Annotated in this window: 20 protein-coding genes and 1 pseudogene; 16 read left to right on the top strand and 5 right to left on the bottom strand. The window is 62.9% G+C overall.

From position 1 onward, the window contains the following. The first annotated feature begins 196 nt into the window (after positions 1 to 196). The 7 genes and pseudogenes from NKI06_RS08585 to NKI06_RS08555 all read left to right on the top strand — a co-directional run bounded on the left by NKI06_RS08585 (position 197) and on the right by NKI06_RS08555 (position 8,898). Positions 197 to 2,005, top strand: a complete 1,809-nt coding sequence (locus tag NKI06_RS08585; protein ID WP_352984863.1) for an acyl-CoA dehydrogenase — start codon at positions 197 to 199, stop codon at positions 2,003 to 2,005. A gap of 232 nt (positions 2,006 to 2,237) precedes the next feature. Then, entirely contained in the window at positions 2,238 to 3,407 is a 1,170-nt protein-coding gene (locus tag NKI06_RS08580; protein ID WP_023681961.1) for an acyl-CoA dehydrogenase family protein, read from the top strand. A gap of 31 nt (positions 3,408 to 3,438) precedes the next feature. Beyond that, a complete protein-coding gene (locus tag NKI06_RS08575; protein ID WP_352984862.1) occupies positions 3,439 to 4,647 on the top strand; it encodes an acetyl-CoA C-acetyltransferase in 1,209 nt (402 codons plus the stop codon). A gap of 22 nt (positions 4,648 to 4,669) precedes the next feature. Further along, a complete protein-coding gene (locus NKI06_RS08570; RefSeq protein WP_352984860.1) occupies positions 4,670 to 6,889 on the top strand; it encodes a 3-hydroxyacyl-CoA dehydrogenase NAD-binding domain-containing protein in 2,220 nt (739 codons plus the stop codon). A gap of 41 nt (positions 6,890 to 6,930) precedes the next feature. Continuing rightward, positions 6,931 to 7,060: pseudogene (locus NKI06_RS08565) on the top strand (thioesterase family protein); the annotation flags it as partial. 306 nt (positions 7,061 to 7,366) lie between these two features. After that, the gene (locus NKI06_RS08560; RefSeq protein WP_352746483.1) at positions 7,367 to 8,017 is read left to right on the top strand and encodes a S24 family peptidase; all 651 of its coding nucleotides are present in this window, start codon (positions 7,367 to 7,369) and stop codon (positions 8,015 to 8,017) included. Positions 8,018 to 8,025: 8 nt separating this feature from the next. Next, positions 8,026 to 8,898 carry a thermonuclease family protein gene (locus NKI06_RS08555; protein ID WP_352984930.1) on the top strand — a complete coding sequence of 291 codons (873 nt, stop codon included), beginning with the start codon at positions 8,026 to 8,028 and terminating at the stop codon, positions 8,896 to 8,898. Here the strand turns inward: NKI06_RS08555 and NKI06_RS08550 are convergent. Further along, positions 8,861 to 10,510 carry a lysine--tRNA ligase gene (locus NKI06_RS08550; protein WP_352984858.1) on the bottom strand — a complete coding sequence of 550 codons (1,650 nt, stop codon included), beginning with the start codon at positions 10,508 to 10,510 and terminating at the stop codon, positions 8,861 to 8,863. The two genes, NKI06_RS08555 and NKI06_RS08550, sit on opposite strands and share 38 nt — an antisense overlap. Before the next feature lie 155 nt (positions 10,511 to 10,665). On the opposite strand from NKI06_RS08550, the gene NKI06_RS08545 reads away from it, so the two are divergent. After that, positions 10,666 to 11,079, top strand: coding sequence for a tellurite resistance TerB family protein (locus NKI06_RS08545; protein ID WP_023688697.1), 414 nt, complete (start codon positions 10,666 to 10,668; stop codon positions 11,077 to 11,079). 85 nt (positions 11,080 to 11,164) lie between these two features. Here the strand turns inward: NKI06_RS08545 and NKI06_RS08540 are convergent, their stop codons facing one another. Next, the gene (locus NKI06_RS08540) at positions 11,165 to 11,980 is read right to left on the bottom strand and encodes an ABC transporter substrate-binding protein (RefSeq protein WP_050586840.1); all 816 of its coding nucleotides are present in this window, start codon (positions 11,978 to 11,980) and stop codon (positions 11,165 to 11,167) included. Positions 11,981 to 12,276: 296 nt separating this feature from the next. On the opposite strand from NKI06_RS08540, the gene NKI06_RS08535 reads away from it, so the two are divergent. Continuing rightward, positions 12,277 to 13,008 carry a helix-turn-helix transcriptional regulator gene (locus NKI06_RS08535; RefSeq protein ID WP_352984856.1) on the top strand — a complete coding sequence of 244 codons (732 nt, stop codon included), beginning with the start codon at positions 12,277 to 12,279 and terminating at the stop codon, positions 13,006 to 13,008. 275 nt (positions 13,009 to 13,283) lie between these two features. Next, positions 13,284 to 13,922, top strand: a complete 639-nt coding sequence (locus NKI06_RS08530; RefSeq protein WP_023681954.1) for an acyl-homoserine-lactone synthase — start codon at positions 13,284 to 13,286, stop codon at positions 13,920 to 13,922. 201 nt (positions 13,923 to 14,123) lie between these two features. Here the strand turns inward: NKI06_RS08530 and ppk2 are convergent, their stop codons facing one another. After that, complete coding sequence (gene ppk2, locus NKI06_RS08525) at positions 14,124 to 15,029, bottom strand: polyphosphate kinase 2 (protein WP_023711408.1); 906 nt, start codon at positions 15,027 to 15,029, stop codon at positions 14,124 to 14,126. Positions 15,030 to 15,131: 102 nt separating this feature from the next. On the opposite strand from ppk2, the gene NKI06_RS08520 reads away from it, so the two are divergent. The 3 genes from NKI06_RS08520 (at position 15,132) to NKI06_RS08510 (ending at position 18,336) form a co-directional block, all read left to right on the top strand. Then, a complete protein-coding gene (locus NKI06_RS08520) occupies positions 15,132 to 16,397 on the top strand; it encodes an ATP-binding protein (protein ID WP_023726832.1) in 1,266 nt (421 codons plus the stop codon). Between the two features lie 115 nt (positions 16,398 to 16,512). After that, positions 16,513 to 17,235, top strand: a complete 723-nt coding sequence (phoU, locus tag NKI06_RS08515) for a phosphate signaling complex protein PhoU (RefSeq protein WP_023696693.1) — start codon at positions 16,513 to 16,515, stop codon at positions 17,233 to 17,235. A gap of 93 nt (positions 17,236 to 17,328) precedes the next feature. Next, complete coding sequence (locus NKI06_RS08510; RefSeq protein ID WP_023692534.1) at positions 17,329 to 18,336, top strand: magnesium and cobalt transport protein CorA; 1,008 nt, start codon at positions 17,329 to 17,331, stop codon at positions 18,334 to 18,336. A gap of 97 nt (positions 18,337 to 18,433) precedes the next feature. Here the strand turns inward: NKI06_RS08510 and NKI06_RS08505 are convergent, their stop codons facing one another. Beyond that, positions 18,434 to 18,952: a GcrA family cell cycle regulator gene (locus tag NKI06_RS08505; RefSeq protein ID WP_023669627.1), complete on the bottom strand. Its 519-nt coding sequence runs from the start codon at positions 18,950 to 18,952 to the stop codon at positions 18,434 to 18,436. Positions 18,953 to 19,310: 358 nt separating this feature from the next. Here NKI06_RS08505 and NKI06_RS08500 point away from each other — a divergent pair, with 358 nt between their 5' ends. The 3 genes from NKI06_RS08500 to NKI06_RS08490 all read left to right on the top strand — a co-directional run bounded on the left by NKI06_RS08500 (position 19,311) and on the right by NKI06_RS08490 (position 22,580). Then, complete coding sequence (locus NKI06_RS08500; RefSeq protein WP_023823724.1) at positions 19,311 to 20,510, top strand: aspartate aminotransferase family protein; 1,200 nt, start codon at positions 19,311 to 19,313, stop codon at positions 20,508 to 20,510. Positions 20,511 to 20,528: 18 nt separating this feature from the next. After that, positions 20,529 to 21,440, top strand: a complete 912-nt coding sequence (argF, locus tag NKI06_RS08495; RefSeq protein ID WP_023669629.1) for an ornithine carbamoyltransferase — start codon at positions 20,529 to 20,531, stop codon at positions 21,438 to 21,440. 108 nt (positions 21,441 to 21,548) lie between these two features. After that, positions 21,549 to 22,580: an Hsp33 family molecular chaperone gene (locus NKI06_RS08490; protein ID WP_352984853.1), complete on the top strand. Its 1,032-nt coding sequence runs from the start codon at positions 21,549 to 21,551 to the stop codon at positions 22,578 to 22,580. A gap of 186 nt (positions 22,581 to 22,766) precedes the next feature. Here the strand turns inward: NKI06_RS08490 and apaG are convergent, their stop codons facing one another. Then, positions 22,767 to 23,159 carry a Co2+/Mg2+ efflux facilitator ApaG/CorD gene (gene apaG / locus NKI06_RS08485; RefSeq protein WP_352984851.1) on the bottom strand — a complete coding sequence of 131 codons (393 nt, stop codon included), beginning with the start codon at positions 23,157 to 23,159 and terminating at the stop codon, positions 22,767 to 22,769. Positions 23,160 to 23,233: the final 74 nt, after the last annotated feature.

Here is a 23,233-nt window from a genome sequence, read left to right as displayed (position 1 = left end):
CCCTCGCTTTGCACAAAGCCATGCACCGCTCGTGCCGATAGGCTGGCATAGGTAAATTTTGTCCCGGCGACAAAATTGACGTTTACGCAAACGTCAATTTTTGCTATCCCGCTTTCAACATTGGCCCGCATGCCGCCCCAACCTCATGTTTCGGGGCCCGATCTCGCGGCCAAGACCCGCATGGTGGAGGAAACACATGCCGATCTACAGGGCGCCGGTCCAGGACACGCTGTTCGTGCTCAACGAGGTGCTGGGTTATCAGCGCTACTCTAACCTTCCCGGATTTGCCGACGCGACGCCCGACGTTGTCGAGGCGATCCTCGCCGAAGGCGCCAAGCTTGCCGAAAACGTTATGCATCCTCTGAACCGCGTCGGTGACATCGAAGGCTGCGTGCGCCATGAGGACGGCTCGGTGATTACGCCGAAGGGCTTCAAGGAAGCCTACGACCAGTATCGCGAAGGCGGCTGGATGGGACTGGCGGCGCCCGTCGAGTTCGGCGGCCAGGGGCTGCCCTATGCCGTGCACACCGCGGTTGCCGAATACATGGTTTCGGCCAACATGGCGCTGATGATGTATCCCGGCCTGACTCAAGGCGCTATCGCTGCGATCATCACACACGGTACCGACGAGCAGAAGGCGACATGGCTGCCGAAGCTGGTCGAGGGGTCCTGGACCGGTACCATGAACCTGACCGAGCCGCATTGCGGCACCGATCTCGGCCTGCTGCGCACCAAGGCGGTGCCGAACGGCAACGGCACCTACAAGATCTCAGGCCAGAAGATCTTCATCTCGGCCGGCGAGCACGACATGTCGGAAAACATCGTCCATCTCGTGTTGGCCCGCATCGAAGGTGCGCCGGCAGGCGTGAAGGGGATCTCGCTGTTCATCGTGCCAAAGCTGAAGCTCGATGCCTCGGGCAATCCGGGCGAGAAGAACACGCTCTCCTGCGGGTCGATCGAGGAGAAGATGGGCATACACGGCAATTCGACTTGCGTCATGAATTATGACGAGGCCGAAGGCACGCTGCTCGGTGAGGCCAATGGCGGCCTGAAGGCGATGTTCACGATGATGAACGAAGCCCGCCTCGGCGTCGGCCTGCAGGGCCTGTCGCTGTCCGAGATCGCCTACCAGAACGCGGTCTCCTACGCCAAGGACCGGCTGCAGGGCCGCTCGCTGTCGGGCGCCAAGGTGCCGGACAGACAAGCCGATCCGATCATCGTCCATCCCGACATCCGCCGCTCGCTGATGACCATGAAGGCCTTCAACGAGGCCGGCCGCGCGCTGGCGCTGTGGACGGCGATCAAGTCCGACATCGCCCACCGCTCCGCCGACGACAAGGATCGCCAGGCGGCCGACGACTATACAGGCCTGCTGACGCCGGTGATCAAGGGCGTGCTCACCGACAAGGGCTTCGACCATGCCGTCATGGCGCAGCAGGTGTTCGGCGGCCACGGCTATATCGAAGAACACGGCATGAGCCAATTCGTGCGCGATGCCCGCATCGCCATGATCTATGAAGGCGCCAACGGCATCCAGGCGCTCGACCTTGTCGGCCGCAAGCTTGGCCTGAATGGCGGCCGCGCAGTGCAGGCTTTCTTCAAGGACGTCGGCGAGTTCTGCGAGGAGAACCGTGCCGACGAGAAGCTGGCGCCGTTCACCAAGGCGTTGAAGAAGGGCCTCAACGATCTGCAGGCGGCGACGATGTGGCTGGTGCAGAACGGCATGGCCAAGCCCGACAATGCCGGCGCCGCATCCACCGACTACATGCATCTCTTTGGCCTTGTGGCGCTCGGCTACATGTGGGCGCAGATGGCCAAGGCCGCGCTCGGCAAGACCGGCGCCAATGGCTCCCAATCTGTCCACGAAAATGGGGCTTTCTACGACAACAAGGTGGTGACGGCGCGCTTCTTCATGGAGCGGATCATGCCCGAGACATCGGCACATCTCGCCCGCATTTCCAGTGGTGCGGACACGCTAATGGCGCTGCCTGCGGAAGCGTTCTAGAAATGGCTGGCGTCCCCCTCCCCCTTGAGGGGAGGGTGGCCCGAAGGGCCGGGAGGGGTCCTTGCGTGCAGTGCGCCGGCTGGTTGGCGCTTTGGTAGGAGATGATCGCAATGCCCCAAACCCGCGTCAATTCCGAAGATAAGGTCGAGCACGTCATCGGCGACCCCACCCGACCGCTTCGCGGCCACCCTCCCCTCGAGGGGGAGGGGGACGTTGGCGCGGGAGAAACGGCATGACAAATCCAGCCGAAGTGCTCTCCTTGCCGAAGCCCGCCTGGGCGGCGGACGAAGTCGGCATGCTCTACGACATGGCGCATCGCTTCATGTCGGAAGAGATCGCGCCGCGCTACGACGAGTTCGAGAAGAACGAGATGGTCGACCGCGAGAGCTGGCGCAAGGCAGGTTCCGCCGGCCTGCTCTGCGCCTCGATGCCGGAGGAATATGGCGGCTCCGGCGGCACCTTCGCGCATGAGAGCGCCATCATCGAGGCGATCGGCCATGTCGGCGTCGACGGTTTCGGCATCGGCCTGCACAATGCGATCGTTGCCCCTTACATCCTTCATTACGGCTCCGAGGAGCAGAAGAAGAAATGGCTGCCGAAGCTGGCAACCGGCGAACTGATCGGCGCCATCGCCATGACCGAGCCGGGCGCCGGCTCCGACCTGCAAGGCGTCAAGACGCGCGCCGAGAAGGACGGCAACCAGTACAAGATCAACGGCTCGAAAACCTTCATCACCAATGGCCAACTGGCCAATTTCATCATCGTCGTCACCAAGACCGATCCGGCCAAAGGCGCCAAGGGCACCTCGCTGATCGTCGTCGAGGCCGACGAGGCCGAAGGCTTCGAACGCGGCCGCAACCTCGACAAGATCGGCCTGAAGGCCAACGACACGTCGGAGCTGTTCTTCAATGATCTGCGCGTGCCGACCTCGAACCTGCTTGGCCACGAAGAGGGACAGGGCTTCATCCAGCTGATGCAGCAATTGCCGCAGGAGCGCCTGCAGATCGGCACCGGCGCGATCGCCATGATCGAGCGCGCGCTTGCTCTGACCATCGACTACGTCAAGGACCGCAAGGCCTTCGGCAAAGCGATCATCGAGTTCCAGAACACCCAGTTCAAGCTCGCCGAACTGAAGACCGAGGCCACCATCGGCCGCGTCTTCTACAATGATTGCGTCACCCGCCACATCAATGGCGGGCTGGATCCGGTGACGGCGTCGATGGCGAAATACTGGCTCTCGGACCTGCAGGGAAAAGTCGTCGACGAATGCCTTCAATTGCATGGCGGCTATGGCTACATGAATGAATATCCGATCGCCCGCATGTTCCGCGACGCCCGCGTCCAGCGCATCTACGGCGGCACCAACGAGATCATGAAATTGCTGATCGGCCGCTCTCTCTGAGAGCGACGTCGGCAAAGCAAGGAGCAAGCAAATGGCTGAAGCTTATGTCTATGACGCCGTGCGCACACCGCGCGGCAAGGGCAAGAAGGATGGCTCGCTGCACGAGGTGCCGGCGGTGCGGCTTGCGGCCAGGACGCTTGAAGCGTTGCGCGACCGCAACGGCCTCGACACTGCAAACGTCGACGACATCATCTTCGGCTGCGTCGATCCGGTCGGCGAAGCCGGCTCCGTCATTCCGCGTGCCGCCGCCTTCGAGGCCGGCTACGATAACAAGGCGCCGGGCATGCAGATCTCGCGCTTCTGCGCCTCAGGCCTCGACGCCATCAATTTCGGCGCCGCCAAGATCGCTCAAGGCGCCGACGAGATCGTCATTGCAGGCGGCGTGGAATCGATGTCGCGCGTCGGCATGGGCGCCTCGGGCGGCGCGTGGTTCATGGACCCGTCCGTCGGCCTGCCCGGCTGGTTCGTGCCGCAAGGCATTTCGGCCGACCTGATCGCCACCAAATACGGTTTTTCGCGCGACGACGTCGATGCCTATGCGGTCGAGAGCCAGAAGCGTGCGGGCAAGGCCTGGGCCGATGGCCGTTTCAAGAACTCCGTCATACCGATCAAGGACCAGAACGGCCTCACCATCCTCGATCATGACGAGCATATGCGGCCGTCGACCGACATGCAGTCGCTGGCCTCGCTCAACCCGTCCTTCGTCATGCCTGGCGAAATGGGCGGCTTCGACGCGGTCGCCGTGCAGAAGCATCCGGAAGTCGAAGAGGTCAATCACGTCCACCATGCCGGCAATTCGTCGGGCATCGTCGACGGTGCCGCCGCAGTGCTGCTCGGCTCCAAGAAGGCCGGCAAAACGATGGGCTTGAAGCCACGCGCGCGTATCCGCGCCTTCGCGAATATCGGTTCCGAGCCGGTGCTGATGCTGACCGGCCCGGTCGATGTCACCGAAAAGCTGTTGAAGCGCGCCAAGATGAAGCTGTCGGATATCGACCTGTTCGAGCTTAACGAGGCCTTCGCCTCGGTGGTGCTGCGCTACATGCAGGCCTTCGACATCCCGCACGACAAGATCAACGTTAATGGCGGCGCCATCGCCATGGGCCATCCGCTCGGTGCCACCGGCGCGATGATCCTGGGCACGGTGCTGGACGAGCTCGAGCGCCGCGATTTGAACACCGCTTTGGTGACGCTCTGCATCGGCGCCGGCATGGGCACCGCAACGATCATCGAACGCGTCTGATTTCGGCCGGAAGGAGAGAGACATGACTTACACAAACTTCACGGTCGACACCGACGCAGACGGCATCGCGCTGGTCACCTGGAACATGCCGGACCGCTCGATGAACGTCTTCACCGAAGAGGTGATGAACGAGCTCGACAAGATCATCGACCAGGTGGTGGCCGACGCCGCCATCAAGGGCGCGGTGATCACCTCGGGAAAGGACAGCTTCTCCGGCGGCGCCGACCTGACCATGCTGCAGAAGATGCTGGCCGTATTTGCCAAGGAGAAGACCAAGGACCCGGAGAAGGCGGCACAGCTTTTGTTCGACAATGCCGGCCGCATGGGTGGCTTGTGGCGCAAGCTCGAAACGTCGGGCAAACCTTGGGTCTCGGCGATCAACGGTACCTGCATGGGCGGCGCGTTCGAGCTGTCGCTGGCCTGTCATGGCCGCGTTGCCGCTGACTCCGAAAAGGTCAAGATGGCCTTGCCGGAAGTCAAGGTCGGCATCTTCCCCGGCGCCGGTGGCACCCAACGCGTGCCGCGCCTGACCGACCAGCAGCAGGCGTTGCAGATGCTGACCACCGGCCAGACGCTGTCGCCGCAGAAAGCCAAGGCGATGGGGCTGATCCACGAGATCGCCGAACCCGGCAAGCTGATCGAGACCGCCAAGGCGATGATCAGGAACGGCCTGAAAGCCGTCCAGCCCTGGGACGAGAAGGGCTTCAAGCTGCCTGGCGGCCAAATCTATACGCCGGCCGGCTTCAATCTGTGGCCGCCGGCCATCGCCATCCTGCGCCGCGAGACCTACGGCAATTATCCGGCCGCCGCGGCCATCCTGAAATGCGTCTATGAGGGCCTGCTGGTGCCGTTCGACACCGGTCTGCGGATCGAACAGCGCTATTTCACCGAAATCATGCAGTCGAAGGAAGCAGCAGCGATGATCCGCTCGCTGTTCGTGTCGCTGCAGGAGCTCAACAAGGGCGCCCGCCGCCCGGCCGGCGTGCCGGAGACCAAGTTCAAGAAGATCGGTATTCTCGGCGCCGGCTTCATGGGTGCCGGCATCGCCTTTGTCACCGCCAAGGCCGGCATCCCGGTCGTCCTGCTCGACCGCGACATGGCGTCGGCCGAAAAGGGCAAGGCGCATTCCGACAGCCTGATCTCCGATCAGGTCAAGAAGGGCCGCGCCAAGCCCGAGGAGAAGGACAGACTTCTGTCGCTGATCACGCCGACGGCCGACTATGCCGATCTCGCCGGCTGCGATCTGGTGGTCGAGGCGGTGTTCGAGGATTCGGCCGTCAAGAAGGCTGCCACCGAACAGGCCGAAGCCGTGTTGAAATCGTCAGCGGTCTTCGCCTCAAACACCTCGACCATCCCGATCACCGCGCTGTCCAAGAATTCGGCGCGGCCGAAGAATTTCGTCGGCATCCACTTCTTCTCGCCGGTCGACAAGATGATGCTGGTCGAGATCATCCTGGGCAAGAAGACCGGCGACAAGGCGCTGGCCACCGCGATCGATTTCGTGCGCGCCATCAAGAAGACGCCGATCGTCGTCAACGACACGCGCGGCTTCTACGTCAACCGCTGCGTGCTGCGCTACATGTCGGAAGCCTACAAGATGCTGATCGAAGGCGTTCCGGCGCCGATGATCGAGAACGCCGCCAAGGCCGCCGGCATGCCGGTCGGCCCGCTGGCGCTGACCGACGAGACGGCGATCGACCTTGCCCAGAAGATCATGAAGCAGACCATCAGGGACCTCGGAGACAAGTCTGTCGACCCCAGGCAGATGGCGTTGATCAACACGCTGGTCGACACCCATCGCCGCTTCGGCCGCAAGAACGGCAAGGGTTTTTACGACTATCCCGCCAAGCCCGCCAGGAAGAAGCTGTGGCCGGGCCTGAAGGATCTCTATCCGCAGCTGGAGGCCGAGAAGGTCGACTATGAGGAACTGCAGCAGCGCCTGCTGGTAACCATTGCGCTGGAAGCGGCCCGGGTGATGGAAGAGGGCATCGTCACCGATCCGCGCGAGGCCGATGTCGGCTCGATCCTCGCCTTCGGTTTCGCGCCATTCACCGGCGGCGCGCTGTCCTATATCGACGGCATCGGCGCCGGGGAGTTCGTCAGAATAGCCAAGGGCCTGCAGAAGAAATACGGCGCCGAGTTCAAGGCGCCCAAGCTGCTGCTCGACCTGGCGGAGAAGGGCGAGAGCTTCTACCAGCGCTTCGATCCCTATGCGAAAGGCGAAGTGCAGAAGGCCGCTTGAGCTAGCGCCCCATGTACGTCTGAGGGCGCCTTGCGCGCATGATGGCCACGGCAAGGCGCGCCGTGACCCTTACGCGGTCGGCAGCGAAAGTCGGCTGGCTTTTCGCTGCCTGCCGACATCGACTTCAACCTCCATCTCAACAACGCCCGCTACATGATGCTCGCCGACCTCGCGCATGACCCCGAAAATCGGAATCGATTTTCGGAAAGGATCATGCGCCAAATCAAATGCTACTGCGTCCTTGGCGCGTCCGATAGGACGCTTGCCCGCTCCGTTCAACCGCGGCCGCCGACCGAGGCCGAGCGGGTTTGCATGACCTCCACCAAGGATTGCGCAGCCTGCCCAAGGCAGTTTGAGGCATCCATGACGACTTCGCCGCACGCAGCTTTTTGAGAGATCGGGCCGCGCGCCGGTGGACAATCGGATGACCGCGCGTTAGAAGGAAAAGGTATTTTTTCCTGTTTTGAGGAGAGCGAATTGCTCTCGCATGACCGAGTTTGGGCCGCCATCGACGCTCTCGCCGAGCGCTATTCGTTATCGGCCTCCGGCCTGGCCCGGCGAGCTGGTCTGGACTCCACCGCTTTCAACAAGTCGAAGCGGCTGTCCTCGGATGGGCGGCCGCGCTGGCCCTCGACCGAATCGCTGGCCAAGATCATCGAGGCGACAGGCGCTTCGCTCGACGAATTCACCGGGCTGGTCGAAGGCCGCGCCAAGACAGCTTCGGGCCCGTTAGCCTCGCAGCGTTCGGCGGTGCCGCTGCTCGGCTTCGCCCAGGCCGGCGCCGGCGGCTTCTTCGATGATGCCGGCTATCCCTCAGGCCAGGGCTGGGACCTTGTCGAGCTTCCGGCACGGGCGACCGAAACCTCCTATGCGTTGAAGGTGCAGGGTGATTCCATGCTGCCGCTGTACCGCAATGGCGATGTGCTGATCGTCGAGCCCGGGGCCGCTACCCGAAAGGGCGACCGCGTCGTCGTCAAGACCAATGCCGGCGAAGTCATGGCCAAGGTGCTCGACCGCCAGACGACGAAATCGATCGTGCTGATTTCGCTCAACCCCGACCATCCGGACCGCGACATCGCGATGCGCGATGTCGAATGGGTGGCGCGGATCGTCTGGGCAAGCCAGTAGGTCTCGCGGTGCGTCTGCTTCAAATCCTCATAGCCCTCCTGGCGATCCCGGTGATGGTCGCCATTGTCGTCGCCGGCGGTCGCGCGCTGCATCGCGACGGCCCCGCCATTACTGTCGACCAGATCGACCCGGAAACCGAGGCCGTGCCCGAGGAGCCGGCGACGTCGGCGATCCCCGAGGTCCAGCCCGTCAGGCCTCCGATGCACTCGCCTCAGGTGCATTCGAGGGCGATCGATCCCGAGGCCATCGCACCGCCGCCGCTGCCGGTAGAAGAACTTGAACGGGTTGAGCCACGCGAGCCGCTGAGCGACCTGGCGCTGGCCGGACCGCCCAAGCCGCGTGGGCGCAGAGCGGTCGACGACTGGGGAGGAACAAAACTGTTCCAGCCGGTCGCGGCCGCCGCCGGCCTGATCGAAGCCAATGGTTATTCCGTGACGGTCTCCGGCATCGACATCGTCAGGCAAGACGAGACCTGCACCGAGGGCGGCAAGTCCTGGGCTTGCGGTATCAGGGCGCGCACCGCGTTCCGGTCTTTCCTGCGCGGCCGGGCCGTTGCCTGCAAGGTGCCGCCGGAGGCCGACCGTGCGCTGATCGCCGCCGAATGCCGCATCGGCAAGCTGGATGTCGGCCAGTGGCTGGTCGAAAACGGCTGGGCGCGCGCCACGGCAGGCGGCCCCTATGTCGAAGCGGGCGACAAGGCGCGCGCCGCCAAGAAGGGCGTCTTCGGTGCCGCGCCCGATCTTGGCGGCCTGCCACCGGCGCCAACGCCGGTTGCGGCACCGACGGCGTCGCAACCGATCCTCGATGCCCCGGCGATGGACACGCCGCCGGCCGGGACGGAAATTACGCCGCCAGCTGACCAGCCAGCGCCCGCTCAATGAGCGCGCGGGTTTCGGCGATGCCGTAGAGGGCTGCGAACGAACCGAAGCGCGGTCCGCGTTCCTGGCCGATCAGCACCTGGTAGATCATCTGGAAGAAAGCGCCCGAGACACCAGGGCCGCCGTCCGGGCTCTTCTTCGAATGGTCCTGATAGCGTTCGATCTTGCGCGCCACGTTGAGCGAAGCGTTCTGGATCGCTTCGCCGTCGGCGCCGGCCGGCAGGCCAGCAAGCGCGTTGCCAAGCGCTTCCAGCGCCACGCGTTCGACATCGTCGGCCGGCCGGAAGGTCTTCGTCGGCTTCACGAAATCGTCGAAGTAGCGGATGGCGAAACCGACCAGCTGGTCGAGTTCGGGATGCGTCGCCGGCGTCACGCCAGATGCATGGCGCGAGATGAAGCCCCACAGCACATCCTTGTTTTGCGCGTTGGAGGCGCTGACCAGGTTGAGCAGCAGCGAGAACGGCACCGGCATGTCGATGGAAGGCGGCTTGCCGTCATGCATGTGCCAGACCGGATTGCCCAGCCGCTCCTTCCAGTCCTGGCGCGGATAGGCGTTGAGGAAGGTGTAGTACTCGTCGACGGCGCGTGGGATGACGTCGAAATAGAGCTTTTTCGCCTGCCTTGGCCGCTGGTACATATAGAGGCCGAGGCTTTCGGTCGGCGCGTAGCGCAGCCATTCGTCGATGGTCAGCCCGTTGCCCTTCGACTTCGAGATCTTCTGGCCGTTCTCGTCGAGGAACAATTCGTAGACGAAATGCTCCGGCGCGCGTCCGCCGAGAATGTTGCAGATGCGGTCGTAGATCACCGCATTGGTCTGGTGGTCCTTGCCGAACATTTCGAAATCGACGCCGAGCGCTGCCCAGCGCATGCCGAAATCCGGCTTCCACTGCAGCTTGACCTTGCCGCCGGTCACCGAAAGCGTGGTCTCGGTGCCTTCATCGTCGAAGGTGATGGTGCCGGCCTTGGCGTCGACATGCTTCATCGGCACGTAGAGCACGCGCCCGCTCTTCGGCGAGATAGGCAGGAACGGGCTGTAGGTCGCCTGGCGCTCGGGTCCCAGTGTCGGCAGCATCACCGCCATGATCTGGTCGTAGCGCTCGGCTGCGCGCACAAGCATCGCATCGAAGCGGCCGGCCTTGTAGTACTGCGTCGCGCTGGCGAATTCGTAGTCGAAGCCGAACGTGTCGAGGAAGCGGCACAACATCGCGTTGTTGTGGTCGCCAAAGCTCGGATAGTCGCCGCCGAACGGATTGGGCACCGCCGACAGCGGCATATGCAGATAGGGCTCGAGGGCTGCGCGATCCGGCACATTGTCGGGGATTTTGCGCATGCCGTCCATATCGTCGGAGAAGCAGAGCAGCTTGGTCTTGACCTTGTTCCCGGTCAGCACGTGAAAGGCATGGCGCACCATCGAGGTGCGCGCGACCTCGCCGAACGTGCCGATGTGCGGCAGGCCCGACGGGCCGTAGCCGGTCTCGAACAGGACGATCTCCGGGAAGTCGCCGCCCTTGTAGCGCTCGATGATCTTTTTGGCTTCCTCGAACGGCCAGGCCTTGCTTTCGGCGGCTGCCGCAAGCATTTCGGGGTTGAGATCGGCGATGTTTGATCCCGTCATGTCAAAGTTCCAGTCATGGCCGGCTTTCGCGGCTGGTAAGATTTTCAACCGGGTCTCTAGGCGCGACAGGGCGGAGCGTCAACGATATCAGGCGTTTTCGTTGCGACGGCGCCGTGGCGTTCCTACCTTCGACCCTCACTATCAAGGAGTTTTGAATGCCGTTGCCGTCCACCCATGAAGCCCTGATCTACCTGATGGTCATCACCTCGGCTTCCGATCGCGACATGACCGATATCGAACTGGCGCGCATCGGCGACGTCGTCCGCAGCTGGCCGGTGTTCGAGGATTTCAAGCAGGACAGGCTGATCGCCATTGCGCAGGACTGCCAGAAGATGCTGCATGAAAAGGATGGGTTGGAAGGCGTGCTCGAGCGTGTCGCCGAGACTTTGCCCGAACGGCTGCACGACACCGCCTATGCCGCGGCCTTCGAGGTTGCCGCCGTCGATCTAGAAATGCGCATGGAGGAATTGCGGGTGCTGCAGTTGATCCGGCGTGAGCTCGATCTCGACACGCTGACCGCCGCAGCCATCGCGCGCGGGGCGAAGGCCCGCCTGCGCACGCTGACCTGATCCAGCCCCTAGAGGAAGCTGACCGGGACCGGATCAGAAAAAGCTGACCGGGAACCGGATCAGAAGAAACTGACCGGGAACCGGATCAGAAGAAACTGACCGGGAAATAGCGCAGGTAGAATTCGGCGAAGGTGCCTTTCACCGATATCTCCTGCAGCGCGTAGTCCATGGCTGCGGCCAGCGCTGGGTCGCTGGCCCGGGTGGCAATGGTCATGCCGGACCCCAGATATTCCGGCGCCAGGTAGGGTCCACCGGCGAAGCGGCAGCAACCGGCGGCGTCCGTGCCGCCCAGCCAGAAGGAAAAGCGCATGCCGTCGCCGAAGGCGGCATCGATCTTGGCGCTCTTCAAGTCGCTGTAGAGGTCTTCCGGCCGTTGAAAGCGGATGATCTGCACGGTGCCGAAATAATCGCGCAGCATCTTTTCATGCGCCGAGCCGGCCAGCACGCCGACCCGCTTCGAGCGCAATTTGTCGAGGATCGGCTCGGCGAAGGCCTTGGTCTTCGGCATGATGAAGCGCGCCGGAAACTGTAGATAGGAGCGCGAAAAGCTGTACTTCGCCCGCGTCTCCGGCGTTGCGGCGATGCCGGCGATGATCGCCTCGCCTTCGCCCTTCTGCAACGCGTCGTCGAGTTCGGCCCAGGGCAGCGCCTGGATCTGGCATTTGTCGGCGATGTCGAGTTCGGCGCAAATCGCCCGCGCCAGGTCGATGTGGAAGCCGGACAGTCGGCCCGTGCCGTCGAGAAAATTGAAGGGCGGGAAATCGGTTGTGGTGAGGAACCTGAGCCTCGGCAGCGCCGCAAGGTCCGGCTTCGGCAGCCGCTCCTTGGCATCCCAAAGCACCGGCACCTGCGGTTCCGCTGCCCGCACAGCGCCGGCAAACGGCTGCACTCCGATCAGCATCGACAGCAAGGCGATGGTTATCCAGCGTGATGTCACAAAAAACTCCGCCCGTCTTGGCCGTTGGCTTGTGATACGAAAACGGCGCAGGCACAATTGTTTTTGATTTCAAAGGGCAAATTTCGGGTTATGCTTTGGCGAGGTTGCAAATAGCCGCACAGAGTCGGCCCGGGGTTGGCGGTCGCTGGCGTTAGAAAAGCTAAGGATGTGGCTTTGCAATCCGGGGTTGATGGCTAAGTGCGGGGCAGGCACGTAGCATCGGTCTCAAGAGCGGTAGGCAACATGGGGTAGATGTTGCGATGGGTTATTTTGACCGAACACTTGAATATATTGACCGGGTGCAGCGTGCCGACACGTCGGCTGCGGTGTGCGAGCAGCTACTTAGTGTCACCTCGAATTTCGGATTGACGGCCCTGATAGCCGCAACGGTGCCGCAGCCCGGTACACCAAGCAGCCAGACGAAGGACCATGTGCTGCTCTGCGATTGGCCTAGCGAATGGCTGGAGCGTTACTTATCGCGCAACTACGTCGACCAGGATCCGGTCGTCAGCCATTTGAAGCAGTTTCGGGCGCCATTCCAATGGCGCGATGCCGTTCAAAGCATGCCCGCCGACAAGAGCAGCGCCGAGGTAATGCGCGACGCCCGCCAGTTCAAGCTGCGTGACGGCCTCGCCTTCCCGCTGATCACGCTCGAAGGCCAGATCGCGCTGGTCTCGCTGGGCGGTGAGGCGGTCGAACTGTCCGAAGCCGAATTCGCAATGGTCTCGCTGGCCTCCACCTATGCCATCGGCCGCGCCATGCAGCTTCAAACGACGGCCGGCAAATCTATCGATCACATTGAATTGACGCCGCGCGAGCGCGAATGCCTGCAATGGGCGGCGGTCGGAAAATCCGAGTGGGAGATTTCGCAGATCCTCGGCATCTCGGAGCATACCTCTGAGAAACACCTTCTCAACGCCAAGAGCAAACTAGGCGCCGCCAACCGTGTGCAGGCAGTCGCCGAAGCAGTCAGGCACGGCTATATCAGCTAGGCCGGTTCTGGCGGCCCGAAATTTATGGCCGCATTGTCGGCGTCATATCTTCAGAAAAGACCGGCCCCTGTCGTCCTCTTGAGACGGCTAATGCTTTCTTAACGCCAAAAGCAGACTCGGCGTCGCCAACAGGGTGCACGCCATCGCGGAGGCGTTTAGGCGCAGCTATATTAGCCATGTCGGCTGTGGCAGCCTGGAAATCCTTGCCAACACCTTCGCGCAATTTTTTCGGGAAAGCCCGGCCGTATCTTCCTCTTAAGCCCAGGAGACGGCTAATGCTATTTTCCCTTACCACTCAACAACTGATGGAACGTCCCGACCTATGGGAGGCCGTCCATCGCCTGCGTTACAAGGTCTTCGTCGATGAGATGCGGTGGACCGATCTCGATCGCCCGGACGGCCTCGAAATCGATCAATTCGACCATGATGAGGCCGAACACCACCTTGTCATACGCAATGGCGAGCTTGCAGGCTATCATCGGATGCTGCCGACCACACGGCCGCATCTCCTTAGCGATGTGATGCCGGAACTCTGCGAGGGAAAGCGCCCTTCGGGACCGAATGTCTGGGAGCTAACCCGTTACGCGGTGGCGCCAGGCTTTCGCGATGGCAAGCGCGGCGTGTCTACGGTCGGCACCGAACTGATCGCCGGCTTCGTCGAATGGGGCCTTGCTCGCAATGTCGATCAGGTCATTATCGAGGTCGAGCCGGTGTGGGTGCTGCGGACGCTGCAGTTGCACTTCCTGGCGACGCCGCTCGGGTACCAGCGCACCTATGGCAACCAGCAGGTCGTCGCCACACTGCTGACCTTCAACGAGCATACGCTGGATGTCGTGCGTTCGCGCCGCAACCATCACGCCCCGGTGTTGGCCAGGGGCACCCCCCACATGCTCGGCATGCGGCAGGCGTCGTGAGACTGTCTTCACCCGACGCGCTTTAATGCATGTCGCTCAAAGTGGCCCCGGTTTTGAGAGAACGACATGCATGAAACAAAGACCTAAAGCGCGTCGCGTGAATCCGTTCAAATGCGATGCGCTTTAGACAATGGCCACAGAGCCCACCTCCGTGTGGGGGTGGGCTCTGTAATTTCAGCCTCTGCCTATCGAGGCCAGTCTCTACTTCTCGAGAAACGACGGCCCTTCGCCGACGATCTTTTTGTCTTCCTTGCCGATGGCGTCGAGATCGCGCCCATCATAGGGCAGTGACAACAGGATGCGCCGCATGACGGCCAGCCGCGAGCGTCGCTTGTCATTGGCCCGCACGATGATCCAGGGCGCGAACTGCTTGTGCGTGCGCTCGACCATCTGGTCGCGCGCCTTGGTGTAGTCGTCCCATTTGGTGATGCCGGCAATATCGATCGGCGAGAACTTCCAGTTCTTCAGCGGAGACCAGCGGCGGTCGTGAAACCGTTCGAGCTGGGTTTCGCGGCCGATGTTGAGCCAGAATTTGAAGAAATAGATGCCGTCGTTGGAGATCATCCGCTCGAAATGCGGCGTCTCGTCGAGGAATTTTGCATGCTGTTCCGGTGTGCAGAAGCCCATCACCGGCTCGACGCCGCCGCGGTTGTACCAGGACCGGTCGAAGGTGACGAATTCGCCCGATGTCGGGAAATGGGCGACGTAGCGCTGGTAGTACCATTGCCCGACTTCGGTTGGGGTCGGCTTGGTCAGCGCCACATTGCGCGCGGTTCGAGGATTGAGATACTGGCGCAGCACCGAGATGGTGCCGCCCTTGCCGGCGGCATCGCGCCCCTCGAACAGCGACATCAGTCTGCTGCCGGTCGCCTGCAGCCAGGCCTGCGCCTTGACCAGTTCGATCTGCAGCCGCTCCAGCGTCTCGTCATACTCCTCGGTCTTCATTTTCTTGTCGTAGGGGTAGTCGCCTGCGGTCAGTTTGTGGTCCTCGATCCAGCTGGGAAGCTCGGGGTTTTCGATGTCGAACTCCCGCTCCTTGCCGTCCACCTTGATCTTCAGCGGCCCCTCTGCCGGCTCTGCGGCGGGACTTTCCTTGGCTTTTTTCATCGAGACGAACCTTTCCAGCTTGCGGACTCATGCTATGGGGGGCCTCAAACCCGGTCCAGCGGAAGTTTCGGCGGGACCGGCGCAGAAGCACGGAAAGCACGAATGGCTGACACCGGCGCAGAGCGGACAACCACGGGGCAGGCCGTCGCCGGCCGGCTGTGGAACAGCCGATGGCTGCTTGCCGCCGGTGCGATCGCCATCATGGCCGTTTATGGTTTTGCCGGTATCTCCGCCTATGTCGTCCTGGCTGCGTTGACGGTGCTGCTGGCCGCCGCGCTTCTGCCAACCGGAGGCGCCAGCCGGTCTGCTGAGACCATTGCCACGATCGAGGCGAGCGGGCTGCAGCGGCTTTCCGGCGAATATCTTGCGGCTGCCGTTGCCGATCCGCTGATCATCTTCGACCGCACCGCCACCATCGTCCACGCCAATGCCGCCGCCTTTGCCGCCTTTGTCGGTATCGCGCCCGGCCTGTCGCTGTCGCTAAAATTCCGCGCGCCGGAAATGCAGGCCTTGCTCGACGGCGTGCTGTCGGGAACCGTCGCCTCCGATGCCGTCGACTACACCGAGAAGCTGCCGGTTGAACGGGCCTACCGGGTCAGCGCGTCCTCGGTCGGCCACGCCACCGATCTCTATGTGCTGGTATTCAAGGACCAGAGTGAGACGCGCCGCATCGACCGCATGCGCGCTGACTTCATAGCCAATGCCAGCCACGAGTTGCGCACCCCGCTTGCTTCAATCTCGGGCTTCATCGAGACGTTGCGCGGCCCGGCCCGCAACGATCCGGCGGCGCGCGAGCAGTTCCTGCAGATCATGCAGAACCAGACCGGCCGCATGGCGCGCCTCATCGACGATCTCCTGTCGCTGTCGAGGCTTGAAATGAAGCCTTACCTGAGGCCGGGAACCGAGGTCGATCTGCGCCAGACCATCGACAGCGTCATCGATTCACTAGGCCCGCTCGCCAGCGAGAACGGCGTCGTCATCGAACGCGACTACGCCGAGGGGCCGCTCGACGTGCCCGGAGACCGCGACGAGCTGTTCCAGGTGTTCGAGAATCTCTTGGAAAACGCCTGCAAATACGGCCAGCCTGGCGGACGCGTCACGGTGTCGATCGCGCGGGGCGAGGCCGGCCCGGAACCGGGCATCGATGTAACCATCAGGGACTACGGCCCGGGCATCCCGGAAGAGCACATACCGCGCATTACCGAGCGCTTCTATCGCGTCGACGTGGAGAGCAGCCGCACGCAGAAAGGCACCGGTCTTGGCCTGTCCATCGTCAAGCATATTCTGACGCGCCACAACGCCCGGCTTTCGATCAAGTCGGAGGTTGGCAAGGGCGCGGCGTTCACGGTCCATTTGCCGGCAGGCTGAGGCGGTACTATCTGCTAACTGCCTGTTTCTTCTTTCTGTCATCCGGCTAGCGTATCAGCACAGGGGTCGAGGAAACGACTCAAAAGGCCAAAGATTTAAGGAAGGCATTTCGCCCATGCAGTCCGTACACATTGTCAGCGCCTATGACGAAGAGCTGAAATACCTGGCGAAGCGCATCGCTGCGATGGGCGGCCATGCCGAGCGCATGGTCGAGCAGGCGATCCAGGCGCTGGTCAATGCCGATCCCGGCCTCGCCCAGAAGGTCATTCGTGACGACATCGTGCTTGACGATGGCCAGCGCGAAATCGACGACAAAGCCATCGTCATCATCGCCAAGCGCCAGCCCATGGCGACGGATCTGCGCGAGATCGTCGGCGCCATCCGCATTTCGGCCGACCTCGAACGGGTCGGTGACCTCGCCAAGAACGTCGCCAAGCGTGTGGTCAGCGTCATTGACGGCCGCCAGCCGACCAGCCTGTTTCGCGGCCTCGAGGCGCTTGCCGAACTCGCTTTGACCCAGCTCAAGGAAGTGCTCGACGTCTATGCCTCGCGCTCGGTCGAGAAAATAGGCTTCGTTCGCGACCGCGACGACCAGATCGACGCCATGTACACCTCGCTGTTTCGCGAGCTTTTGACCTACATGATGGAAGATCCGCGCAACATCACGCCGTGCACGCATCTGCTGTTTTGCGCCAAGAACATCGAGCGCATCGGCGACCACGCCACCAACATTGCCGAGACGATCTACTACATCGTCACCGGCGAGCAGTTGCCGGCCGAGCGTCCCAAGGGCGACAAGACCGACAAGGTTGCCCTGCCGGTGCTGCCGGTGAAGTGATCGCGCCCCTCGAACGCTTAATCATATTGCGCTAAACTGCCCGGATGTTAGCGTCTCGGTTCCTGGCCAAGGCCAGGCGCTCAGGAGGCTGCGATGGAATATGTCCGAGAGTTCAAGCCGGCGCCGGCATCGTCCGGCATCATCGCGTCGAGCGTCTACACCGCCGGCAAGCGCATCGCCGACATACCGATCGAGGAAGCCGGCGAATGGGCCAAGAAGTCGGGCCATGTCGTCTGGATCGGGCTGCTCGAACCCGACCGCGAGCTTCTGCTGCGCGTCAAGGCGCAATTTCATCTGCACGAACTGGCGATCGAAGACGCCGAACATCCGCACCAGCGGCCGAAGATCGAGCAATATGGCGATGCACTGTTCATCGTTGCCCGCACTGCACAGCTGATCGACGGACGCGTCACCTTCGGCGAGACGCATCTGTTCGTCGGCTCAGGCTATATCGTCAGCGTCAGGCATGGTCCCTCGACCTCATACGCCGCCGTGCGCCAGCACTGGGAAAGCTGTCCGCACTCACTGGCCAAGGGCGAGGATTTCGTCCTCTACGCCATCCTCGACTTCATCGTCGACAACTACATGCCGGTGCTAGAGCAGATCGAGGACGAGGTCGAGGCGATCGAGGACAGGGTGCTGCTGAAGCCGATGACCGGTCCCGACATCGAGCGGCTCTATATGCTGCGCCGCGATCTGTTGCGCCTGCGCAATGCGGCGCTGCCGCTGGTCGAGGTCTGCCGCCGGCTGACCAGCGCCGAACTGCCGCAGATCCATACCGCAATGCATCCGCTGTTTCGCGATGTCACCGACCATATCCGGACCGTGCAGGAAAAGATCGACAGCCTGCGCGAGGTTCTGGCGTTCGCTTTCGAAGCCAGCCTGCTGGTCGGCCAGAGCCAGGAAACCGCGAACACCAAGAAGCTGGCCTCATGGGCGGCGATCCTGGCGGTGCCGACGGCGCTCGCCGGCATTTACGGCATGAATTTCGACGACATGCCGGAACTGAAGATGCAATACGGCTATCCCGTCGTATTGGTCTCGATCGCGCTGATCTGCTCGTTTTTGTATTGGCGATTTCGGAAGAGTGGGTGGCTGTGATGGTAGGCAGTAGGCAGTAGGCAGTAGGCAGAATAAGGTAGCGCCTCACGAGCGCTACCCCATTCCCTACTGCCCAGTCCCCAATCCCTATTCCTAACTACCGGCTCCTGCGCCGCTCTGAAGCCGGCTGGAACGCCACCCTTGCGTGGTACTTGCAGTAAGGTCCGGTTTCAGCCGCCTCGTTGCCGCAGAAGTTGAAGTCTTCCGATAGCGGATCGCCATTCGGCCATTTGCAGGTGCGCTCGGTGAGATCGGTGAGCTGCAGATGCCGCGAGATCGGCACGACGACGTTTTCGACCGGGCGGATGTAGTGGCGCGCCACCGGCTCGGCGTCGAACTGCGCCTGCAGTGCGTTCGCCCCGATCGAAGTCGTGACATGGCGCTGCGTGGTTGCGGCGCGAGGCACCGATTTCTGGATCGAAGATCCCTGCGTTGTCTTCTTCTGACGCGCCGGCGTCGCGGTCGAGCGTCCGCGGCCCGACAGCTTCAGCCGGTGCACCTTGCCGATGACCGCGTTGCGGCTGACCCCGCCGAGTTGTGCGGCGATCTGGCTTGCGCTCAAGCCCTCCGACCACAGTTTCCTGAGAAGTTCGACCCGCTCGTCAGTCCAGTTCATGAGACCGCGCTCCTGCTATGTGTGCGGCAGCCGGAATCCGTTCCCGACCCGGCAATCTTTGCCGGGGCAGACACCACATATATTAGGTGATTAGGTCCGCCGCACGAAATCTAGTTATTTCCCGACTACAATTACCTCATGTGTTGACTCGGTGACAAGAGTCCCAGGTGCAACACGAATCGGTTTTTTAGGTTTTCCCCAACTTGCCCGGTCGCTTATGAGCCGGCGTCTCGTCGGGAGCTGGCCACGCGCCTCTGCACGACGTTTTCGTTGACTTCATGGCCGAAAAACACGATAAGCCGCAAAGGCCGCCGCTTTGGCGGCTTTTTTGATTTTTCCGGTACCGGAGACGCATATAATGAGCGGTTCGGCGCTTTACGAGACCTTTGCCCGCGCCCCTTTGGCCTTCGATCATGGCGAAGGCACCTGGCTGGTTACCGACAAGGGCGAGCGATATCTCGATTTCGCTGGCGGCATCGCGGTCAATTCGTTGGGCCACAGCCATCCGCATCTGGTCTCGGCGCTGACCGAACAGGCGGCCAAGCTCTGGCACGTCTCCAATCTCTACGAGATCCCGGGGCAGGCCCGGCTCGGCGAGCGGCTGGCTGACGCCACCTTCGCCGACAAGGTGTTCTTCACCAATTCCGGCGCCGAGGCGCTCGAATGCGCGATCAAGACGGCGCGGCGCTACCAGTTCGTCAAGGGCCATCCCGAGCGCTTCCGGGTCATTACCTTCGAAGGCGCCTTCCACGGCCGCACGCTGGCGACCATCGCCGCCGGCGGCCAGTACAAATATCTCGAAGGCTTCGGCCCCAAGGTCGAAGGCTTCGACCAGGTCGGCTTCGACGACATCGACGCCGCCGAGAAGGCGATCACACCAGAGACCGCCGCGATCCTGATCGAACCGGTACAGGGCGAGGGCGGCATCCGCCCGGTGCCGACGCAATCCTTGAAGCGGCTGCGGCAGCTCTGCGACCAGCATGGCCTGCTGCTGATCTTCGATGAGGTCCAGTGCGGTATCGGTCGCACCGGAAAGCTGTTCGCGCATGAATGGACCGGCGTGACGCCCGACATCATGGCGATTGCCAAGGGCATTGGCGGCGGCTTCCCGATGGGCGCGTGCCTCGCCACCGACGACGCTGTCGTCGGCATGACGGCAGGCGTGCATGGCACCACTTTCGGCGGCAATCCGCTGGCCATGGCGGTCGGCAACGCTGTGCTCGACGTCGTGCTGGAAGACGGCTTCCTCGAAGACGTCCAGCGCAAGGCATTGCTGATGAAGCAGGGCCTGGCGGCGGTCGCCGACGAATTTCCTGATGTCATCGAAGGCATCAGGGGCAGCGGCCTGATGCTTGGCCTGAAATGCGCCATGCCAAACACCAAGGTCAACATGGCGCTGCGCGACCAGCATCTGCTGGCGGTGCCGGCCGGCGACAACGTCATTCGTCTGCTGCCGCCGCTGACCGTCACCGACGCCGAGATCGGCGAAGCGCTCGATCGCATCCGCGCCGCCGCCAAGGGCCTGACCGACGCCATCGCCGCGGCCGCCGCGAAGTAATCCCGAGAACCATTCCCGATGAGCCTTCGCCATTTCACCGATCTTTCCGCCGTTTCCGAAGGCGATCTGCGCCTGATGCTGGACGATGCGGTGGTGCGCAAGGCGCGCCTCAAGGCCGGCGAACGGACCAAACCGCTCGAAGGCAAGGTGCTGGCCATGATCTTCGACAAGCCGTCGACGCGCACGCGCGTGTCCTTCGACGTCGGCATGCGACAGCTCGGCGGCGAGACCATCATGCTGACCGGCACCGAAATGCAGCTCGGCCGCTCCGAGACCATTGCCGACACCGCCAAGGTGCTGTCGCGCTATGTCGACGCCATCATGATCCGCACCACGTCGCATGAGCGGCTGCTCGAGCTGACCGAGAATGCCACGATTCCGGTCATCAACGGGCTGACCGACGACACCCATCCCTGTCAGCTGATGGCCGACATCATGACCTTCGAGGAGCATCGCGGTCCGGTTGCCGGCAAGACCATCGCCTGGACCGGCGACGGCAACAACGTGCTGCATTCGCTGCTCGAAGCCTCGGCGCGGTTCCGCTTCAACCTGAACGTCGCAGTGCCGGAAGGCAGCGAGCCGGCGCAGAAGCACATCGACTGGTCGAAGTCCAATGGCGGCAAGCTGCACTTCACCCGCTCGCCCGAAGAGGCCGTCGACCAAGCCGACTGCATCGTCACCGACTGCTGGGTGTCTATGGGCCAGGAACACCGCGCCCGCGGCCATAATGTCTTCTCACCCTATCAGGTCAATGCGGCGCTGATGGCCAGGGCCAAGCCCGACGCCCTGTTCATGCACTGCCTGCCGGCGCACCGCGGCGAGGAAGTGACCGACGAGGTCATCGACGGTCCGCATTCGGTGGTCTTCGACGAAGCCGAGAACCGGCTTCACGCCCAGAAGGCGGTTTTGGCCTGGTGTCTGGGCGCTTGATCTCCAGGCGCTTGATCTCCAAGCGCTTGATCCGGGGCGGCGTGATGCCTATTTGCGCCGCATCACGCAAATCAAGCGCGTTTGGACGCATGCACCCCTCCGGGCCGCATGGCCGCGCCCTGGAGCTTTGTCATGTTGGAAACGCATCAAGTGACTGAACATCACCCCAAACTCGGCGAGTTCGGCTATGCCGGCGACGATCATGTCGTACCCTTCGAGGTCGGCCCGCTCGACGTGCGCGGCCGCACCGTGCAACTCGGGCCGATGCTCGACGCCATCCTCAACCGTCACGACTATCCCGAGCCGGTCGCCCGCCTGCTCGCGGAAGCCTGTGTGCTGACGGTGCTGCTCGGCACCTCGCTCAAATTCGAAGGCAAGTTCATCCTGCAGACCCGCACCGACGGGCCTGTCGACATGCTGGTCGCGGATTTCTCCACGCCCTCGGCATTGCGCGCCTATGCGCGCTTCGATGCCGACCGGCTGGAGGCCCTGGTGGCCGCAGGCCAGACCTCGCAGCAGACGCTGCTGGGCAGCGGCGTTTTGGCGCTGACCATCGACCAAGGCGCGCACACGCAGCGCTATCAGGGCATCGTCCAGCTCGACGGCGAGACGCTGGAAGACGCCGCGCGCACCTATTTCCGCCAGTCGGAGCAGATCCCGACCGACCTCCGGCTGTCGGTGGCCAAGCTGCTGACGCCCGGCCCCGGCGGTGCGCGCGAGCAGTGGCGCGCCGGCGGTATCCTGGCGCAGTTCCTGCCGCAGTCACCCGAGCGCATGCGCGTGCCCGACATTTCGGGCGGCGACGGCGATCCGCGTGACGTGACGCAGGAGCCGGCCGACAATTCGTGGCGCGAGCTGGTGGCGCTGCTCGGCACCATCGAGCCGACCGAGCTGATCGACCCGACCATCGGCGCCGAGCGGCTGCTCTACAGGCTGTTCCACGAACATGGCGTGCGCGTCTTCGGCGGCGTGCCGGTCGCCGACCAATGTTCCTGCTCAAGGGACAAGATACGCGGCATCCTCAAGGGGTTTTCCGCGCAGGAGATCAAGGACAGCACCGAAGATGGCGGCATCCACGTCGCCTGCGAGTTCTGCTCGAAGCAGTACGACTTCGACCCGGCGGAGTTTGCAGCTCAGTAGCATCTCTTCCTTCTCCCCGTTCACGGGGAGAAGGTGCCCGAAGGGCGGATGAGGGGCAGCGCGAACTTTGGTGAATGGCCGCGCATAGCCTACGTCATGTGCGTGGAAGATAACCTCATGAGTCCGGCGGCGCCCCTCATTGCACTGCCGGGCATTTCTCCCCGTATAGAGATGGGGAGAAAACCCTTAATTCACCGTCCGCCGCGTCCCCGGCAGATCCAGCGAAAACGCGGGAATATCGACGTCGAACGTCTCGCCCTTTTTGTTGCGCATGGTGTAGTGGCCGACCATGAAGCCGGAGGGCGTCGAGAGCGGGCAGCCTGACGTGTATTGATAGCTGTCGCCGGGATTGAGCTCAGGCTGGTCGCCGACCACGCCGGCGCCGCGCACTTCCTCGATCCGGCCGCTGCCGTCGGTGATGTGCCAGTAACGCGACATAAGCTGCACGAAATCGTCGGACTGGTTGTCGATCGTCACCTGGTAGCCCCAGACATAACGGTTCTCCGCCGGGTCCGAGCGGTCCTCCAGGTAGAACGGTCTGACCTGCACTTCGATGTTGCGCGTGACGGCGCGATACATGGGCTGCTCCGGTTGCGCGGCAAGGAACATTTGTCGCGCTATGCGGTTTGATACGCGCACAACGGCATGTCCTG

The sequence above is a fragment of the Mesorhizobium sp. M0772 genome (genome assembly GCF_040320135.1).
GTDB lineage: Bacteria > Pseudomonadota > Alphaproteobacteria > Rhizobiales > Rhizobiaceae > Mesorhizobium.
The sequence above is the reverse complement of the archived record's forward strand: the minus strand, read 5'-3'. Positions and strand labels throughout refer to the sequence as shown.

Bases quoted from the DNA above. Each gene is read 5' to 3' on its own strand.
- NKI06_RS08540 (WP_050586840.1), bottom strand. From the start codon at position 11,980: ATGCTGATCGGAGTGCAGCCGTTTGCCGGCGCTGTGCGGGCAGCGGAA.
- NKI06_RS08570 (WP_352984860.1), top strand. From the start codon at position 4,670: ATGACTTACACAAACTTCACGGTCGACACCGACGCAGACGGCATCGCG.
- NKI06_RS08580 (WP_023681961.1), top strand. From the start codon at position 2,238: ATGACAAATCCAGCCGAAGTGCTCTCCTTGCCGAAGCCCGCCTGGGCG.
- NKI06_RS08505 (WP_023669627.1), bottom strand. From the start codon at position 18,952: ATGAACTGGACTGACGAGCGGGTCGAACTTCTCAGGAAACTGTGGTCG.
- ppk2 (WP_023711408.1), bottom strand. From the start codon at position 15,029: ATGAAAAAAGCCAAGGAAAGTCCCGCCGCAGAGCCGGCAGAGGGGCCG.
- NKI06_RS08535 (WP_352984856.1), top strand. From the start codon at position 12,277: ATGGGTTATTTTGACCGAACACTTGAATATATTGACCGGGTGCAGCGT.
- NKI06_RS08530 (WP_023681954.1), top strand. From the start codon at position 13,284: ATGCTATTTTCCCTTACCACTCAACAACTGATGGAACGTCCCGACCTA.
- argF (WP_023669629.1), top strand. From the start codon at position 20,529: ATGAGCCTTCGCCATTTCACCGATCTTTCCGCCGTTTCCGAAGGCGAT.
- NKI06_RS08575 (WP_352984862.1), top strand. From the start codon at position 3,439: ATGGCTGAAGCTTATGTCTATGACGCCGTGCGCACACCGCGCGGCAAG.
- NKI06_RS08500 (WP_023823724.1), top strand. From the start codon at position 19,311: ATGAGCGGTTCGGCGCTTTACGAGACCTTTGCCCGCGCCCCTTTGGCC.
- phoU (WP_023696693.1), top strand. From the start codon at position 16,513: ATGCAGTCCGTACACATTGTCAGCGCCTATGACGAAGAGCTGAAATAC.
- NKI06_RS08510 (WP_023692534.1), top strand. From the start codon at position 17,329: ATGGAATATGTCCGAGAGTTCAAGCCGGCGCCGGCATCGTCCGGCATC.
- NKI06_RS08550 (WP_352984858.1), bottom strand. From the start codon at position 10,510: ATGACGGGATCAAACATCGCCGATCTCAACCCCGAAATGCTTGCGGCA.
- apaG (WP_352984851.1), bottom strand. From the start codon at position 23,159: ATGTATCGCGCCGTCACGCGCAACATCGAAGTGCAGGTCAGACCGTTC.
- NKI06_RS08545 (WP_023688697.1), top strand. From the start codon at position 10,666: ATGCCGTTGCCGTCCACCCATGAAGCCCTGATCTACCTGATGGTCATC.
- NKI06_RS08520 (WP_023726832.1), top strand. From the start codon at position 15,132: ATGGCTGACACCGGCGCAGAGCGGACAACCACGGGGCAGGCCGTCGCC.
- NKI06_RS08490 (WP_352984853.1), top strand. From the start codon at position 21,549: ATGGCCGCGCCCTGGAGCTTTGTCATGTTGGAAACGCATCAAGTGACT.
- NKI06_RS08585 (WP_352984863.1), top strand. From the start codon at position 197: ATGCCGATCTACAGGGCGCCGGTCCAGGACACGCTGTTCGTGCTCAAC.